Origin of the sequence: Pseudomonas sp. RIT623, from assembly GCF_004519305.1 — a bacterium.
GTDB lineage: Bacteria > Pseudomonadota > Gammaproteobacteria > Pseudomonadales > Pseudomonadaceae > Aquipseudomonas.
In genome coordinates this window covers 134,410-150,986 of sequence record NZ_SOZA01000005.1, presented here as the reverse complement: position 1 = coordinate 150,986, position 16,577 = coordinate 134,410, and the positions used below count along the sequence as shown (strand labels likewise).

Annotated in this window: 15 protein-coding genes and 2 pseudogenes; 11 read left to right on the top strand and 6 right to left on the bottom strand. The window is 65.7% G+C overall.

Annotated elements, in window-relative coordinates; all coding sequences use genetic code 11:
* Window positions 1-12 precede the first annotated feature (12 nt).
* The gene (locus E3U47_RS05835) at window positions 13-315 is read right to left on the bottom strand and encodes a DUF3565 domain-containing protein (protein WP_134690049.1); all 303 of its coding nucleotides are present in this window, start codon (window positions 313-315) and stop codon (window positions 13-15) included.
* Between E3U47_RS05835 and E3U47_RS05830 the strand changes: the two genes are divergently transcribed.
* The 3 genes from E3U47_RS05830 to E3U47_RS05820 all read left to right on the top strand — a co-directional run bounded on the left by E3U47_RS05830 (window position 314) and on the right by E3U47_RS05820 (window position 2,660).
* Complete coding sequence (locus E3U47_RS05830) at window positions 314-799, top strand: peptidylprolyl isomerase (protein WP_134690048.1); 486 nt, start codon at window positions 314-316, stop codon at window positions 797-799. The two genes, E3U47_RS05835 and E3U47_RS05830, sit on opposite strands and share 2 nt — an antisense overlap.
* Before the next feature lie 146 nt (window positions 800-945).
* Complete coding sequence (locus E3U47_RS05825; protein WP_134690047.1) at window positions 946-1,428, top strand: glutathione peroxidase; 483 nt, start codon at window positions 946-948, stop codon at window positions 1,426-1,428.
* Between the two features lie 128 nt (window positions 1,429-1,556).
* Window positions 1,557-2,660 (top strand): NADH:flavin oxidoreductase, encoded by a 1,104-nt coding sequence (locus tag E3U47_RS05820; RefSeq protein WP_134690046.1) that lies wholly within the window; start codon window positions 1,557-1,559, stop codon window positions 2,658-2,660.
* Here E3U47_RS05820 and E3U47_RS05815 read toward each other — a convergent pair.
* A complete protein-coding gene (locus E3U47_RS05815; protein WP_134690045.1) occupies window positions 2,629-3,837 on the bottom strand; it encodes a glycosyltransferase family 1 protein in 1,209 nt (402 codons plus the stop codon). The two genes, E3U47_RS05820 and E3U47_RS05815, sit on opposite strands and share 32 nt — an antisense overlap.
* A 44-nt stretch (window positions 3,838-3,881) precedes the next feature.
* Here E3U47_RS05815 and E3U47_RS25425 point away from each other — a divergent pair.
* Window positions 3,882-4,727: pseudogene (locus E3U47_RS25425) on the top strand (PAS domain-containing protein); the annotation flags it as partial.
* Between the two features lie 162 nt (window positions 4,728-4,889).
* A complete protein-coding gene (locus E3U47_RS25420) occupies window positions 4,890-5,321 on the top strand; it encodes a methyl-accepting chemotaxis protein (protein ID WP_371923703.1) in 432 nt (143 codons plus the stop codon).
* A gap of 147 nt (window positions 5,322-5,468) precedes the next feature.
* Here the strand turns inward: E3U47_RS25420 and cysZ are convergent, their stop codons facing one another.
* Window positions 5,469-6,197, bottom strand: a complete 729-nt coding sequence (gene cysZ / locus E3U47_RS05805; protein ID WP_134690043.1) for a sulfate transporter CysZ — start codon at window positions 6,195-6,197, stop codon at window positions 5,469-5,471.
* A gap of 328 nt (window positions 6,198-6,525) precedes the next feature.
* Here cysZ and trxB point away from each other — a divergent pair, with 328 nt between their 5' ends.
* Window positions 6,526-7,488: a thioredoxin-disulfide reductase gene (gene trxB, locus E3U47_RS05800; RefSeq protein ID WP_134690042.1), complete on the top strand. Its 963-nt coding sequence runs from the start codon at window positions 6,526-6,528 to the stop codon at window positions 7,486-7,488.
* 107 nt (window positions 7,489-7,595) lie between these two features.
* Here the strand turns inward: trxB and nadC are convergent, their stop codons facing one another.
* On the bottom strand, window positions 7,596-8,444 hold the full coding sequence (gene nadC / locus E3U47_RS05795; RefSeq protein ID WP_134690041.1) for a carboxylating nicotinate-nucleotide diphosphorylase: 849 nt from the start codon (window positions 8,442-8,444) through the stop codon (window positions 7,596-7,598).
* Between the two features lie 245 nt (window positions 8,445-8,689).
* Here nadC and E3U47_RS05790 point away from each other — a divergent pair, with 245 nt between their 5' ends.
* The 5 genes and pseudogenes from E3U47_RS05790 to E3U47_RS25410 all read left to right on the top strand — a co-directional run bounded on the left by E3U47_RS05790 (window position 8,690) and on the right by E3U47_RS25410 (window position 14,589).
* Window positions 8,690-10,837, top strand: a complete 2,148-nt coding sequence (locus E3U47_RS05790) for a DUF1631 domain-containing protein (protein ID WP_134690040.1) — start codon at window positions 8,690-8,692, stop codon at window positions 10,835-10,837.
* 102 nt (window positions 10,838-10,939) lie between these two features.
* On the top strand, window positions 10,940-11,506 hold the full coding sequence (ampD, locus tag E3U47_RS05785; protein WP_134690039.1) for a 1,6-anhydro-N-acetylmuramyl-L-alanine amidase AmpD: 567 nt from the start codon (window positions 10,940-10,942) through the stop codon (window positions 11,504-11,506).
* Window positions 11,503-12,333, top strand: coding sequence for a regulatory signaling modulator protein AmpE (gene ampE / locus E3U47_RS05780; RefSeq protein WP_134690038.1), 831 nt, complete (start codon window positions 11,503-11,505; stop codon window positions 12,331-12,333). The genes ampD and ampE overlap by 4 nt, the downstream gene beginning before the upstream one ends.
* A 276-nt stretch (window positions 12,334-12,609) precedes the next feature.
* Window positions 12,610-13,731, top strand: a pseudogene (locus tag E3U47_RS25415) (HAMP domain-containing protein); the annotation flags it as partial.
* 144 nt (window positions 13,732-13,875) lie between these two features.
* Window positions 13,876-14,589, top strand: coding sequence for a methyl-accepting chemotaxis protein (locus tag E3U47_RS25410; protein WP_372239483.1), 714 nt, complete (start codon window positions 13,876-13,878; stop codon window positions 14,587-14,589).
* Window positions 14,590-14,743: 154 nt separating this feature from the next.
* Here the strand turns inward: E3U47_RS25410 and E3U47_RS05770 are convergent, their stop codons facing one another.
* Together E3U47_RS05770 and cra are read right to left on the bottom strand one after the other, a co-directional pair.
* Window positions 14,744-15,520: a TatD family hydrolase gene (locus tag E3U47_RS05770; protein WP_134690036.1), complete on the bottom strand. Its 777-nt coding sequence runs from the start codon at window positions 15,518-15,520 to the stop codon at window positions 14,744-14,746.
* A gap of 2 nt (window positions 15,521-15,522) precedes the next feature.
* On the bottom strand, window positions 15,523-16,518 hold the full coding sequence (cra, locus tag E3U47_RS05765) for a catabolite repressor/activator (RefSeq protein ID WP_134690035.1): 996 nt from the start codon (window positions 16,516-16,518) through the stop codon (window positions 15,523-15,525).
* Window positions 16,519-16,577 lie beyond the last annotated feature (59 nt).

The following is a 16,577-nucleotide window of genomic DNA, read 5'->3' as shown; positions in this document are numbered from 1 at the left end:
GGTGCAAGGAATTTAACGGCCAAGGGTATCGCTAACCACACCCTGAGCGCACCAGCCGCAGGCAAATGCCTGGCCGATGCGGCGCGCGCGCTGGTCGGCGTCGAGCACCCAGGGGCGGGCCTGCCAGGGCGGTTGATGGCGCAGGTGTTGGGTGTGCCCGCAGGACAGCTCGACCACCCAGTGGCCTTCCTCGTCCTGATGGAAGCCGATGATCCGACTGGTGGGCCGTGTATCGTCCGAGCCGCGTTCGCAATCACGCGATGCGTTGGTTACACTGGTGCGCTCTACATTCTTTTGCAAAAGGTCTCGCCCCATGCTGATCGCCGCCAACAAGGCTGTCTCCATCGACTATACCCTCACCAACGACGCAGGTGAGGTCATCGACAGCTCCGCCGGTGGTGCGCCGCTGGTCTACCTGCACGGTGCCGCCAACATCATCCCGGGCCTGGAAAAAGCCCTGGAAGGCAAGCAGGCCGGCGACGAGCTGACCGTGGCCATCGAGCCGGAAGAGGCCTACGGCGAATACTCCGCCGAACTGGTCAGCACCCTGAGCAGCAAGATGTTCGAAGGCGTCGACCAACTGGAAGTGGGTATGCAGTTCCACGCCTCGGCGCCAGATGGCCAGATGCAGATCGTCACCATCCGTGATATCGACGGCGACGACGTGACCGTCGACGGCAACCACCCACTGGCTGGCCAGCGCCTGAACTTCAAGGTCAAGGTCGTCGACGTGCGTGACGCTAGCGAAGAAGAAATCGCTCACCGTCACATCCACGGTGAAGGTGGTCATCACCACTGATTTTCTGCGCTAAGCTCAGAGAGTCGCCAGGCGCTCGGGCAAGCCGGACTTGCCCTCCTCAGGAGGGTGGACGGTTTGGCCGTGCGCCTTTTTAGTGGGCGGGATTCGCCCCAGCGACCCTTGGCAACCTGAGAGGGGATTTCATCATGAGTGCATTTCACGACCTGACGTTGAAGGCGCTGGACGGCGAGGACCTGCCCCTTGCACCGTTCAAGGGCCAAGTGGTGCTGGTGGTCAATGTCGCCTCCAAGTGCGGCCTGACACCGCAATACGCATCGCTGGAAAAACTGCACCAGCAGTTCAAGGGCCAAGGCTTCAACGTGCTTGGGCTGCCTTGCAACCAGTTTGCCGGCCAGGAGCCTGGCAGCGAGAAGGAAATCCAGGAGTTCTGCAGCCTCAACTACGGCGTGAGCTTCCCGCTGGGGGCCAAACTCGAGGTCAATGGCCCGCAACGCCATGCGCTGTATCGCTTGCTGGCGGGCGAGGGCGCCGAGTTCCCCGGTGACATCACCTGGAACTTCGAGAAGTTCCTGGTCGGCAAGGATGGCCGGGTGCTGGCACGCTTCGCCCCGCGTACAGCGCCAGACGATCCGACCGTGGTGCAGGCGATCGAGAAAGCGCTGGCCTGAGATGCCGTGGGGCTGCCCGACAGCCCCTGTTTCGATACCGCTAAATCACTGTAATCAATAATACTGTGCCCACCTGCACGCACCCCCCTAAGCTCAGGCGCATTTCCTCACCCCGTCGGGAGCGCCGCATGTCCAGCAACCCTCTGTTCCAGCCTTTCACCATTGGCACCCTCGACCTGCCGACCCGTGTGGTCATGGCACCGATGACCCGCACCTTTTGCCCTGGTGGCGTACCCCATGACGGCGTGGTCGAGTACTACCGCCGCCGCGCCGCCGCCGGTGTCGGGTTGATCATCACCGAAGGCACCACGGTTGGACACAAGGCCGCCAACGGCTACCCCAACGTGCCACGTTTCCATGGCGAGGACGCCCTGGCCGGCTGGAAGCGCGTGGTCGAGGCCGTGCACGCCGAGGGTGGGCGCATCGTGCCGCAGCTGTGGCATGTGGGCAGCGTGCGACGCCTGGGCACCGAGCCCGATGGCAGCGTGCCGGGCCACGGCCCGAGCGGCAAGGAGAAGGACGGCAAGGTGCTGGTGCAAGGTATGAGTCACGCGGATATCCGTGAGGTCATCGCGGCCTTCGCTCAAGCCGCGCGCGATGCCCAGGCCATCGGTATGGACGGCGTGGAGATCCATGGCGCCCATGGCTACCTGATCGACCAGTTCTTCTGGGCGGCCAGCAACCGCCGCGACGACGAATACGGTGGTGATCTGGCCGGCCGTTCGCGCTTTGCCATCGAGCTGATCCAGGCGGTGCGCGCCGCGGTCGGGCCGGACTTCCCGATCATCTTGCGCTTCTCGCAATGGAAGCAGCAGGACTACAGTGCGCGCCTGGTGCAAACTCCCGAGGCGCTGGCCGCGTTCCTCGAGCCGCTGAGCGAGGCGGGTGTGGATATCTTCCATTGTTCCACCCGACGGTTCTGGGAGCCGGAATTCGACGGTAGCGAGCTGAACCTGGCCGGCTGGACCCGCCAGCTCACCGGCAAGCCGACCATCACCGTGGGTAGCGTGGGCTTGGACGGCGAGTTCCTGCAGTTCATGGTCGATACCGACAAGGTGGCCAAGCCGGCCAGCCTGGAAGGCTTGCTGCGCCGCCTGCAGGACCAGGAGTTCGATCTGGTGGCGGTGGGCCGGGCACTGCTGGTGGATGCACAGTGGGCGCAGAAGGTGCGTGATGGCCGCGAAGCCGATGTGTTGCCGTTCAGCCGCGAGGCGTTGACGACTCTGGCTTGATCAGCAGCGGTGCCGGGGCATCCACCGGCTGCCCGCCCCGGCAGGCGTTGTACAGATAACCCTCGAACTGCTCGATGATCGCCGGCCAGCCTTGGCGGCTGGCGTGCTGGCGGGCATTCAGGCGCACCCGGCGCAGGGTTTCCTGCTCTTCCAGCAGCCAGCAGGCGGCATCGATGAACGCGGCCTGATCGCCCGGCATGGCCAAGGCGCCGCTGTGGCCATGGCGAATATGCTGGGCCGCGGCGGCCTCGTCATAGGCGACCACCGCCAGGCCCGAGGCGAGGGCTTCGAGCACCACGTTGCCAAAGGTCTCGGTCAGGCTCGGGAACAGGAACAAGTCGCCGCTGGCGTAGTGCTCGGCCAGCAGCTCGCCACGCTGTGCGCCACAGAACACCGCTTCGGGCAGTTGTTGTTCAAGTTGGGCGCGCGCCGGACCGTCGCCGACAATCACCAGGCGCAGGCGCTTGTGTGGATGGTTGTTGTGCAGGGCCGCCATGCAGGGGCGCAGCAGGGCCAGGTTCTTTTCCGCCGCCAGGCGGCCGACGTGCAGCACGGCGATGTCGTCGGCCGCCAATCCCCACTGCTCCCGTAGGGCCTGGCTGCGCCGTGCCGGGTTGAACAGCGTGGCATCGACGCCACGGGCCATTAGCCCCAGGCGTTCGAAGCCGCGGCGCTCCAGCTCCAGGCGCTGGCTGGCGCTGGGCACCAGGGTAATGGCGGTACGTCGGTGGAACCAGCGCAGGTAATGGGTCAGCAGTCGCGACAGCAGACCCAGGCCGTATTGGCCGGAATACTGCGGGAAATTGGTGTGAAAACCACTGATCACCGCCACCCCGAGGCGTCGGGCGGCGCGCAGGGCGCTCAGCCCCAGCGGGCCCTCGGTGGCGATGTACAGCACATCCGGGCGCTGCCGGCGCCAGCGCCGCCACAGCTTGTGCATAGACACTTGGCCCCACTGCAGGCCAGGGTAGCCGGGCAGGGGCCAGCCACGGCACAGCAGTAACTGCTCGGGGTCGCCCGGGCCGATGTCGCTGGCCTGGCGCGGGCGGATCAGTTCCACCTGATGGCCGCGCTGGCGCAGCCCGTCGCTCAAGCGGCCAAGGGTATTGGCCACGCCGTTGATCTCCGGTGGGAAGGTTTCGCTGACCAGGGTGATGCGCAAGGACGGTGTGCTCATGGGAAAAGTGTCCTGCCGCCATGTGACGCCCGTGTGACGGGGATATGACGCCTGATTTTCGGCACTTTCGGCTGTTTGAATATTTCCTTGCAAAGCACTCAAGAACTCAGCGCAGGCAGCCGATGCAATTGCATTCGACTACAGGAATACGCTCCGGGAGAGCGGCCATGTTCAACAGCAAACTGAAGCAAGAAATCCAGCAACTGCGCGAAGAGTTGATGTCCATCGAGCAGGTCAAGAACAGCCTGGACAGTGAGATGCTGGTCCTCCAGCTCGACCCCCAGGGGCGCATCGAGTCGGTCAATGGCAACTTCGAGGCCGAGATGCTCTACCGCGCCGAACAGCTGATCGGCCGCAATATCGAGGACATTGTCCCGGCCCATGTGAAGAAGCTCGACTTCTATCAGCGCATGAAGCAAGCCATTACCCGTGGCGAGCACCTCAACGGCGCTTTCCGCCTGTTGCGCGGCAACGGCGAGGAGGCCTGGCTGCGCTCGATCCTGCAGCCGGTGAAGAACAGCGAAGGGCGGATCAAGTATTTCTCCCTGCACTCCAGCGACCTGACCCGCACCATCGAGACCTCCCGCGAGCATGAGAGCCTGATCAAGGCCTTGATGCGCTCCACGGCGGTGATCGAGTTCAACCTCGACGGCCAGGTGCTGACCGCCAACGACCGTTTCCTGCAGACCATGGGTTACACCCTGGATCAGGTGCGCGGCAAATCCCACCGCATGTTCTGCGAGCCGGAAGAGGCCAACTCGGCGGGCTACCAGGCGTTCTGGGAGAAACTGCGCCGTGGCGAGTTCGTCGCCGAGCGCTTCAAGCGCATCGACGCCCATGGCCGGGTGGTGTGGCTGGAGGCTTCGTACAACCCGATCATCGATGCCCACGACGTGCTCTACAAGGTGGTCAAGTTCGCCACCGTTATCACCGACCAGGTCAACCAGGAGCTGGCCGTGGCCCAGGCGGCGGACATCGCCTACACCACCTCGCTGGAGACCGACAGCAGCGCGCGCAAGGCCACCGACGTGGTAACCCAGACCGTCGAGGTGATGCGTGGCCTGGAAGGGTCGATGCAGGACGCCGCCGACGGTATCCAGGCGCTGGACAAGCAGTCCAAGGTGATCGGCGCAATCATCAAGACCATCAGCGACATCGCCGGGCAGACCAACCTGCTGGCGCTCAACGCCGCCATCGAGGCCGCCCGTGCCGGTGAGCAGGGCCGGGGATTCGCCGTGGTCGCCGACGAAGTGCGCCAGCTGGCCTCGCGCACCAGCAGCGCCACCGAGGAGATCGCCAAGGTGGTGCAACAGAACGAGCAACTGGCCCAGGCGGCGGTGGACATCATCGACACCAGCAAGCGCCAGGCCGAGCAAGGGCTGGCCCTGGCCGCCGATACCGGCGGGGTGATCGTGGAGATCCAGGAAGGGGCGAAGAAAGTGGTGGATGCGGTGGGGCAGTTTTCCAGCCAGCTGAGTCACTGACCGGCTTGACACCGCTTGTGTAGGAGCGGCCTTGTGTCGCGAAAGGGGTGCGAAGCGCCCCCAGGATTCGTGCATCAAGCTGATATCGCCGGGGCCGCTTTGCGGCCCTTTCGCGACACAAGGCCGCTCCTACAGGTTTATGGGGGCTCAGGTGCGTTCACGCACCCAGAACAACGTCGCCCCGGCCACCGCCGCCGGCATCATCAGCACGTTGACCCCCGGAATCATCAGCGCCAGGTAGGTGATCCCGCCAAAGCCCAACGACTGCCAGCGCTTGCTGCGCAGCCAGGCCAGCATGTCCTGCCAGTTCATCTTGTTGTTGTCCGCCGGGTAGTCGATGTACTGGATGGCCATCATCCAGATACCGAATACCAGCCACAGCGGCGCGGCGATCACGTTGACCACCGGGATGAACGACAGGATGAACAGGCCGATGGCCCGTGGCAGGAAATAACCCAGCTTGCGCATTTCGCGGCTGAAGGTACGCGGCACCATGGCCAGCAGTTCGGCCCAGCTGAATGGTGGGAAGGTGTCCTGGCCGCGCACTACCACCTCGACCTTCTCGGCCAGGAAACCGTTGAACGGCGCGGCGATGACGTTGGCCAGCAGGGTGAAGGTGAAGAACACCATCAGCACCACCAGCGCCACGAACAGCGGCCAGAGGATATAGGTGAGGAAGCTCAGCCAGTCGGGCAGGGTCGGCATCAGCGCATCGACCCACAGGCTGAACTGGTGCCCGGCGAAGTAGATCAGCCCGCCGAACAGCAACAGGTTGACCGCCAGGGGCAGCAGCACGAACAGCCGCAGGCTTGGGCTCAGGACCAGTTTCAGGCCTTCGCGAAGGTACTGTGGGCCGGAAAGGGCAGGGGCTTGCATCGGAATGCTCCGCAAAAGGAAAACGCGCTGACCTTACCGAGTTTGGCGCGCCGACGAAAGGCGCCGGGCGTTGGCGAAACGGCCTGTAACAATGCGCCGGGACAATGTCTGTCGGTGGCTGCCTGGCATAGAGACTGTCTATAAGGTGGATTGTCGAAGGATATTTCCTTAATCTCTGCGGCCTCGCTACAGTGCGCTCATCTTTTTACGGTTTTGGGCCAACGCGTTGTAGCCTTCCCCAAGTGCTGCGTGGGTCCGTTTTAATTCCAGCTGGCGCAGCCGGTACCCCGATGCCGGCCCCGTGCGGCCCGCTCGACAGGAGTTCGACATGTCTGAAGTACGTCATTCGCGCGTCATCATTCTCGGTTCCGGCCCTGCCGGTTACAGCGCCGCGGTCTATGCCGCCCGCGCCAACCTCAAGCCGCTGCTGATCACCGGCATGCAGGCCGGCGGCCAGTTGACCACCACCACCGAAGTCGACAACTGGCCGGGCGACCCCCATGGCCTGACCGGCCCGGCCCTGATGCAGCGCATGCAAGAGCACGCCGAGCGTTTCGAGACCGAGATCGTCTTCGATCACATCAACGCCGTCGACCTGGCCAACAAGCCGTTCACTCTTCAGGGCGACAGCGGCACCTACACCTGCGACGCGCTGATCGTCGCCACCGGTGCCAGCGCTCGCTACCTGGGCCTGCCGTCGGAAGAGACCTTCATGGGCAAGGGTGTTTCGGCCTGCGCTACCTGCGACGGTTTCTTCTACCGCAACAAGCCGGTGGCCGTGGTCGGTGGTGGCAACACTGCCGTGGAAGAGGCGCTGTACCTGGCCAACATCGCCAGCAAGGTGACCCTGGTACACCGTCGTGACACCTTCCGTGCCGAGAAGATCCTGGTCGACAAGCTGCACGCCCGTGTCGCCGAAGGCAAGATCGAGCTCAAGCTCAACGCCACCCTGGACGAAGTGCTGGGTGACAACATGGGCGTGACCGGTGCACGCCTGAAGAACAACGACGGCAGCTTCGACGAGATCAAGGTCGACGGCGTGTTCATCGCCATTGGCCACACCCCGAACACCTCGCTGTTCGAAGGCCAGCTGACCCTCAAGGATGGCTACCTGGTGGTTGCTGGCGGCCGTGAAGGCAATGCCACCGCCACCAATGTCGAAGGCGTGTTCGCCGCCGGCGACGTGGCCGACCATGTCTACCGCCAGGCCATCACCTCGGCCGGCGCCGGCTGCATGGCCGCACTGGACGTCGAGCGTTACCTGGACGGCCTGGCCAACGCCGCGCACTGATCCAGCCTTTGCGGGCCAGCCCGCTCCTGCACAGAACGTGGGAGCGGGCTGGCCCCGCGATAAAAAAACCGGCCATCTGGCCGGTTTTTTTGTGCCTGCGATTCAGCTCACAGACTCAACCGCATCGACAGGTCCACCGCCTTCACATCCTTGGTCATCGCGCCGATCGAGATGTAGTCCACACCGGTTTCGGCGATAACCCGCAGGGTGGTCTCGTTGACCCCGCCGCTGGCCTCGAGCTTGGCCTTGCCGGCGGTGATGCGCACCGCTTCGCGCATTTCATCCAGGCTCAGTTCGTCGAGCATGACGATATCGGCGCCGGCGGCCAGGGCCTGGCGCAGCTCGTCCAGGCTTTCCACCTCGATCTCCACCGGCTTGCCCGGGGCGATGCGCTGCGCCGCCGCCACGGCCGCGGCCACGCCGCCGCTGGCGGCAATGTGGTTTTCCTTGATCAGGAAGGCGTCGTACAGGCCGATGCGGTGGTTGTGGCAGCCGCCGCAGGTAACCGCGTACTTCTGCGCCAGGCGCAGGCCCGGCAGGGTCTTGCGGGTGTCCAGCAGGCGCACCTGGGTGCCCTCGACCAGGTCGGCCAGGAAGCGTGCACGGGTGGCCACGCCCGACAGCATTTGCAGGAAGTTCAGCGCCGTGCGTTCGCCACTGAGCAGCGAGCGCGCCGGGCCTTCGAGATGGAACAGTGCCTGGTTGGCCGTGGCCCGCTCGCCGTCCGCCACCTGCCAGTGCACCGCCACGCGCGGGTCGAGCTGGCGGAACACCGCATCCACCCAGGCGGAGCCGGCGATCACGCAGTCCTCGCGGGTGATGATGGTCGCCTTGGCCAGGCGCTCGGCCGGGATCAGCTGGGCGGTGATGTCGCCGCTGCCGATGTCTTCGAGCAACGCGCGGCGCACGTTGGCTTCGATTTCGGCGGTCAGGTCGGCGAGGCGTAGGTTCGGCATGGTCGGCTCCACAAGCTAGGTGCCGGCGATTATAGGGCAGGGGGGCGGCGTGTACAGCTGCCGCGGCGATGACCTTTGGTCGGGATAGATGAGCATTTGGCCGATTGCAGGGTCAGTTGGGTGCGTGAGAATGCGCGCTAGCAGCTGTCAACTTTTTCCCTGATAATGGCGCCTTGTATTTGGCGTCATAGCTTTGACGATTTTTCCGCCGGTGGCACAACGCAACATCCAGCAAGGAGTATGGGATGCAGAAAGAAGGCAAGGTGGTGCCCCTGGCGACCACCCTCGACCGGGGTGCCCGCGCGCCCTCGCCGTGCCTTCCCGTGTTGCTCCTGCAGGTGCGTGACAAGGCCGCCCTGCAACTGCGCCAGGGCTTGCAGGCGTTGTTCGACAACGCCGACGACACCCTCTTTGAAATGGCCGACAAGGCCAGCGGCCGCCTCGACCAGAACCTGTACTTCGAGGCCATGCGTGATCTGCGCCTCAAGCGCAAGAGCATCGAACGCGGCTTTCTCGATACCTTCTACGAGGCCTTCGCCCGTATCGGCCAGTGCGATGCCCTGGCCTCAATGGTCAACGCCCAGTTGGCGTTGCACAGCCCGACGCTGGAGCGTTCGGTGGCGGTGCAGGCGATGGTCGATCGCGTGCTGTCACGCGATGGCTTTGTGCTTGAGCAGTTGAACCTGCGTTTCGAGACCCTGCTGGAACTGGACATCGAGGTTGCGCGCAACCCGCTGGGCCCAGGCAGCCTGTGCGGTTTCTTCCTCCAGGCCGGGCGCGACCTGGGCGTGGGGACGAACGTCAAGCTGGTGTTGCTCAAGTTGTTCGAGCGTTATGTCCTGCGCGACCTCGACCTGCTCTATGGCGAGGCCAACCAGCTGCTGGCCAGTGCCGGCGTGCTGCCGGAACTGCTGCCGGCGCCGCGGCGCCGCGCCGAGGACCGCCGGCACATTGCCCGGCGTGCGCCGAGCAACCCCGCCTTGCACGATCCGGGCGCCGATAGTGCCGGGCAGGCCTTCTTCAGCGCGTTGCAGGCGCTGCTGGCGCCCAGCCGCGGTCGTGTGGCGCCGCGCCTGCAAACGCTCAGCGCGGCGCAGCCGATCGGTACCGAAGACCTACTGCGCCTGCTGACCCACTTGCAGCACTATGTGCCGGCGCCCGGCGAGCCGGACGACTTCAAGCTCGGCCAACAGCTCGAGCAACTGCTGCTGCGGGTCAGCGTGCGCAGCGGCACGCGCCGGCGCATCGCCACCGCCGACGAGGACATGATCAACCTGGTCGAGCTGTTGTTCGCCTTCATCCAGGCGGATGACAACCTGCCGGCGAGCCTGCGCGGGCTGATCGGCCGCCTGCATATTCCCCTGCTGAAAGTGGCCTTGATCGACAAGGGGCTGCTAAGCCGGGCCAGCCACCCGGCGCGGCGCCTGCTCAACGAAATCGCCGCTGCGGCGATTGGCTGGGAAGTCGAGGGTGATGGGCTGCGCGATAGCTTGCATTTGCGGGTCGAGCGGATCGTCCAGCGCCTGCTCAATGATTTTTCCGAAGACTGCGAGCTGTTCAGCGAGCTGCTCGAGGAGTTCCTGCTGTTCAGCCAGGACGAACGCCGGCGCAACGAGCTGCTCGAACAACGGACCCGCGACGCCGAGGAAGGCCGCGCCCGCACCTTGCTGGCCCGCCAGCGGGTGCAGCAGGCGCTGAACCTGCGCCTGCGCGGCCAGGTGCTGCCGCAGGTGGTGGTGCAGATGCTGGTGCAGGCCTGGAGCCAGGTGCTGCTGTTGGCCTGGCTCAAGCAGGGCGAAGACTCCCAGGCCTGGGCCGAGGGCCTGGCGACCATGGACGGGTTGCTCGCCAGCATTGCCCCCAGCGCAGACCCGGCCCGCCTGCTGGAGCAAGTGCCAGGGTTGCTCAAGGCCTTGCGCGAGGGCCTGGCGGGCGTAGCGCTGGACTCGGCGGCGACCCGTGAATTCTTTTTGCTGCTGGAACAGCTGCACCTGCGGGCCTGCGGCGGCGTGCCTGAATTCGACGAGGCGCTGGTCGAGGCGCGCGTGGAGCACGACATCGTGCTGGCCATCGCCGATGAAGCGACCCACGCCCCATGCGCGCCGCTCGACGACCAGGAACCGGCCCTTCGCCAAGTCGAGCGCCTGCGCCTGGGCACCTGGGTCGAAGTGATGGACGATGACGAGCCGCTGCGCTGCAAGCTGGTGGCGCGCATCGACAGCCATGACCGCTTCGTGTTCGCCAACCGGACCGGCTTGAAGGTGCGCGAGTGGAACCGCAACGGCCTGGCGGTGGCCTTGCGCCGCGGCGAGCTGCGCTTGCTCGACGATGGCTTGTTGTTCGATCGGGCCCTCGAGGCGGTTCTGGAACAGTTGCGCGTGCAGCAGGCCTAGGCCCCAGGGGCGCGCATTTTCTGCACAATCATTTACATGCACGGGCGGTGCAGGCGCGGCATACTGACAGCCTGCCCGTGGCGTCATTCAGGATCTGCCCCCATGCAATTGGACCGTGCGACCGGCTGGTTTTCTGGCGTCAGCCACTGCCCCTCGCCGAACTGCAACGCCCGCCCCGACGGCGAGGCCATATCGCTGCTGGTGATCCACAACATCAGCCTGCCTCCCGCCTGCTTCGGTACCGGCAAGGTCCAGCAGTTCTTCCAGAACCGCCTCGACCCTGACGAGCATCCTTACTTCGCAACCATCAACCAGCTGACCGTGTCGGCGCACCTGTTCGTCGAGCGCGACGGCGCGGTGACCCAGTTCGTCTCCTTGCTCGACCGCGCCTGGCACGCCGGGGTGTCGCGCTTTGGCGAGCGTGAGGGCTGCAACGACTTTTCCATCGGCATCGAGCTGGAAGGCACCGACCAGTTGCCCTATACCGATGCCCAGTACGCCGCCCTGGCCCAGTTGACCCAGCAGATCCGCGGCGCCTGGCCGGTGATCGACCTTGGGCGGATCTGTGGCCACAGCGACATCGCCCCGCAGCGCAAGACCGACCCCGGCCCGGCTTTCGACTGGCTGCGCTACCGCGCTGAGCTGCAACGCAATGAGGACAAGGCATGAGTTTTCTGGTGTTGGTGCTGGCGCTGTGGGTCGAGAAATTCTCGGCGCTGCGCCAACAGGTGCAACGCGACGGCTTCTTCCTGGGCGAGCTGGTGCGCCTGGAACGCAGTGGCAAGGTCCATCCATGGTCGACCCTGGCGATCCTGATCCTGGCGCCGGTGGCGTTGCTGGTGTTGCTGCTGCATGTGCTGGAGCCCGTGGCCTATGGCTTGCTGGCGCTGCCGGTGCACCTGCTGGTGCTGATCTACAGCCTGGGGCGTGGCGATGTGAAGGCGGCCCTGGGGCCGTTTCGCGATGCCTGGCGCCGGGGCGACGAGCAGGCCGCGCTGCACGTGGCCGAGCGTGACCTGGGCCTGGCCGCGGACGATGCCCCGGGGCTGATCACGCGGGTCCAGGGGCACCTGCTGTGGCAGGCATACCAAAGTTTCTTCGCGGTGATCTTCTGGTATTTCCTGCTGGGCCCGGGGGCGGCGTTGGCCTATCGGCTGCTGGCCCTGACCACCGAGCATAGCCGCCAACCGGCGCTGCAGGCCCTGGCCGGACAGTTGCGCCATGCCCTGGACTGGCTGCCGGTGCGGGTGATGACGGTGAGCTTCGCCCTGGTCGGCAACTTTGTCGCGGTGACCCGGGTGATGTTGCACGAGCTGCTCGACTGGCATGTCAGCGCCGGGCACCTGGTGGCCAAGGTCGGTCGGGTGGCGGACGACATTGCCGAAGAGGAGGACCGCCAGCGCAGCCTGGAGCGGCTGGACAGCCTGTGGGAGCTGCTGCTGCGTTGCGCGGTGCTGTGGTACGCCTGCTTTGCCTTGTGGACCGTGCTGATTTGACCCCTATGGGGAACGCTGCAGGAGCCAGCCTTGCCGGCGAACACCGACGCAGTCGGTGCCATCCCTCATGGGGAACGCTGTAGGAGCCAGCCTTGCTGGCGAACACCGACGCAGTCGGTGCCATCCAGCGCGCGCTTAACCTTAAGTTACAAACCTTGCGTTCATTCTGCGCTATACAAGGCACGGGCCCCAAGATGGCCTAGTGCTACCCCGCAGAACAACAAGAATTCAAGGAGGTGACCTGTGAAGCGTCTGCTCTATCCGGCCATCGCACTGATGAACCGGCTGAGCTTCGGCATGAAGTTCAGCCTGATCAGCGTCCTGTTCTTCCTGCCCATGCTGGTCACCAGCTTCTACCTGGTGCGCGATGCCTATCATCAGCTCCAGGCCACCCGCGGCGAGCTGCAAGGCCTGGCGCCACTGGCCCAGAGCCTGGCCCTGCGCGGCGACCTGGAAACCCTGGGCAACCTGTTGCAGATCAACGCCGTGCTCGGCCAGTCGGGCCAGGCCGGCGATCTGGAGACCCGCATCGGCGCCTTGCAGGATAAAGTCCAGGCCCAGCTCGACGGTCTGGGCAGCAGCGACCCGGTGCTCGAAGCCAAGCGCAGTGAACTGGCCGACGCCTTCAACGCTGCCCGTGGCGAGACCTCGTTGCAGAACAAGGCGGCACTGTTCGACAAGGTGCTGGCCCAGGCCCAGGTACTGGGCAAGCTGGTCGCCAGCCAGGCGGGGCTGAGCCAGGATAGCCAGGCCTCGGTGCGCCAGCTCAGCGAACTGGTCGGCAGCGCCACGGCGCAGGTCACCCAGGCTCTGGGTGAAGGCCGGGCGATGGGCGCGGTGGCCCTGGGGCGCGGCTTCATGGACTCCTCCGGTAGCGCCCGTTTCGAAGACCTGCTGCAACGCCTGGAACGGCTGTCCGCCGACTATGCACTGCGCCTGGACGACGCCCTGGCCGCCGATGGCCAGGCCAAGGCCGCGCTGGGCGTCAGCGCCCAGGCCAGCCAGGCCACGGTCAAGCAGGCCGCGGCGCTGTTCGAGGACCAGGTGGTGGTGGCCGAAACTCTGGATGCGCCATGGGCCGGGTTCTACCAGCAGACCAGCGAGCTGATGGTCCAGACCTATCGGCTCAACGAGGCGGTGCTCACTCACCTGCACGGCCAACTGGAGGAGCGCCTTGCCCAGCACCGCCTGCGCACCGTGGCGCTGGTGGTGGCCCTGGTCACGGTGTTCCTGCTGATCATCTACCTGTACAGCGGCTTCTATGTGTCCACCCGGCAGACCCTCGGCAGCCTCGGCAGTGCCATGGACAAAGTGGCCGCCGGCGACATGACCGTCATGTTCCAGGCCAGCAGCCGCGACGAGTTGGGCGAGCTGGGCCGGGGTTTCAACGAAACCGTGCGGCGCATTCGCGGCCTGATCGAGCAGGTCGGCAAGACCGTGACCACGGTCGAGGACCAGGCCGGTCAGGTGCTGTCGGTGTCCAGTCGCAGCAACCAGGCGGTCAGCGGCCAGCGCGAACAGATCGAGCAGGTGGCCACGGCGATGAACCAGATGAGCGCCACCGCCCAGGAGGTGGCCCGCAGCGCCGCGCTGGCTGCCGAGGGCGCGCAGCGGGTCAACCACGAAAGCGCTTCAGGTCGTGATCTGGTGCAGAGCCAGCAGGGCAGCATCGCCCGCCTGGCCGGCGAGATCGACCAGAGCGTGGCCGCGGTGAACCAGTTGGCCGGCGACAGCCAGGCCATCGGCCGGGTATTGGAGGTGATCCGCAGCATTGCCGAGCAGACCAACCTGCTGGCGCTCAACGCCGCTATCGAGGCGGCGCGGGCCGGGGAGCAGGGGCGTGGTTTTGCCGTGGTCGCCGACGAGGTACGCACCCTGGCCAAACGAACCCAGGACTCCACCGAGGAGATCGCGCAGATGATCCAGCGTCTGCGCGAAGGCGTGGATGCGGCGGTGCGGGTGATGGGCAGTAGCCACCAGATGGCTGCCGGCACCGTCGACGAGGCGCGCCAGGTGCAGCAGGCACTGGGTAACATTCTCGGCGCGGTGGGCGGCATCGTCGAACAGAACCAGCAGATCGCCGCCGCGGTAGAGCAGCAGACCGCCGTGGCCCACGACATCGACCAGAACATCGTGGCGATCAACCGCGCCGCCCAGGACACCACCGAAGGCGCCTGCCAGACCGAGGAGGCCAGCCGGGCGTTGTCGGCGCAGGTGGTGGAACTCAAGCGGCTGATCGGCGCGTTCAGGGTGTGATCAAGGACGACATGGATCCCATGTAGGAGCGGCCTTGTGTCGCGAAAGGGCCGTAACGCGGCCCCTGCGATCTTTGCGTCAACACCGAAATCCTGGGGCTGCTACGCAGCCCTTTCGCGACACAAGGCCGCTCCTACACGGGATACGTGTCGGGCTACCAGCCAAACACCTCGCAGGCGTTGCGACTGCTGGCCTCGGCCAGCAGCCCTGGTTCGATCCCCATGATTTCGGCCAGTGCCCCGACAATCTCGGGTAGATGCTCCGGGCTGTTGCGCTGGCCAGGGTACATGGCCGGGGCCATGTCTGGCGCGTCGGTCTCCAGCACCACGCTGTCCAGCGGCAGGCGCGGCAAGGTCTTGCGCAGGCGCAGCGCCTGCGGCCAGGTGGCGGCGCCACCGAGACCGAGGCGAAAGCCCAGCTTGATGTACTCGCGTGCTTCTTCGTAACTACCGGCGAAGGCATGGATGATCCCCGCCCGCGCCGGCTTGTAACGCTTGAGCGTGGCGATCACCTGGGCATGGCTGCGGCGTACGTGCAGCAGCGCCGGCAGCTCGAAGTCGCAGGCCATCTGCAACTGGGCCTCGAACAGCGCCTGCTGGCGGTCCTGGTCCAGCTCGGCCAGGTAGTAGTCCAGGCCGAATTCGCCCACCGCGCACAGCCGTGGATCGCCGTGCAGACGCTCCAGCCACTGGCGCAACAGGCCAAGGTGCTCGGGGCGGTGCTGTTCCAGGTAGACCGGGTGCAGGCCCAATGCCGCGCGGATACGCTCATCGGCACAGGCCAGCTCCCATACCCGCTGGAAGTTGCCCTCGAACACCCCCAGCACCACCATGCGCTCCACCCCGCGCGCCGCCGCGTTGGCCAGCAGGCGCGGGCGGTCGGCGTCGAAGTCGGGGAAGTCCAGGTGAGTGTGGGTGTCGATCAGGCGCATGCTCAGGCCTTGCCGATCCGTTGCTTGAAGGTGCGGCCAATGGCGTGCACGCCGGGCTCGTAGCGTTTTTCCTCGATCGCGGCCAGGGCCAGCTCCAGCGCGGTGGCGGCGATCAGACCGTGCTGCTGGGCCATGGCGTTGACCGGCAGCGGCAGGAAGTCGAGCAGTTGGTTGTCGCCAAAGGTGCCCAGTTGCAGTTGGCGCGAACCTTCCGGGCGGCTTTGCAGGGTGTCGAACACGCCTTGCAGCAGCACGTAGGAGGTGGTCACCAGGGCATCCGGCAGGCCGCCCAGCTCGTCGATCAATTGCGCCATCAGTTGCTGGCCGCACTCACGGCTGAACGCCTCGCCCTGGTAGCGGCGTACTTCGCCGTCGAACTGGCGTAGCGCCTCGTCGAAGCCACCGGCGCGGGCCTGGCTGACCGACAGTTCCGGGCGCGCGCCGATCAGCGCGATGCTGCGCGGCTGGGTCTTGAGCAGGCTCTGCGCCAGTTGGCGGCTGGCATCGCGGTCGTCGCTGATCACCGAGCAGAAATACGCCGGGTCCAGGCCCCGGTCGATTGCGATCACTGGCAGGCCCTTGGCCTGCAAGGCGCGGTAGCTATCGTCTTGCGGCGGCAGGCAACTGGCGACGAACAACGCATCGCAGCGTCGGGCGCGAAACAGTTGCTGCAGTTGGCGTTCGCTGTCGGGCTGGTCGTCGCTGCTGGCGATCAGCAACTGATAGCCACGGGCGCGGGCGCCCTGTTCCAGCTGTTTGGCGATGCGGGCGTAGCTGGGGTTCTCCAGATCCGGGAGAATGAAGCCCAGTGTCCGCGTATGGCGGCTGCGCAGGCCGGCGGCCTGGGGGTTGGGCGTGAAGCCGTGTGCCTCGACCACCGCGCGCACGCGCTCGACGGTGCTGCTGCTGATGCGCTGCTGTTCGGCCTTGCCATTGATGACGTAGCTGGCGGTGGTCACGGACACACCGGCCAGACGGGCGATATCGCTGAGTTTCACCGAATTTTCCTTGTTATTTCCGGGGCTGGCTGCGTGGCTTGACCGGGTAGTTTCACCCA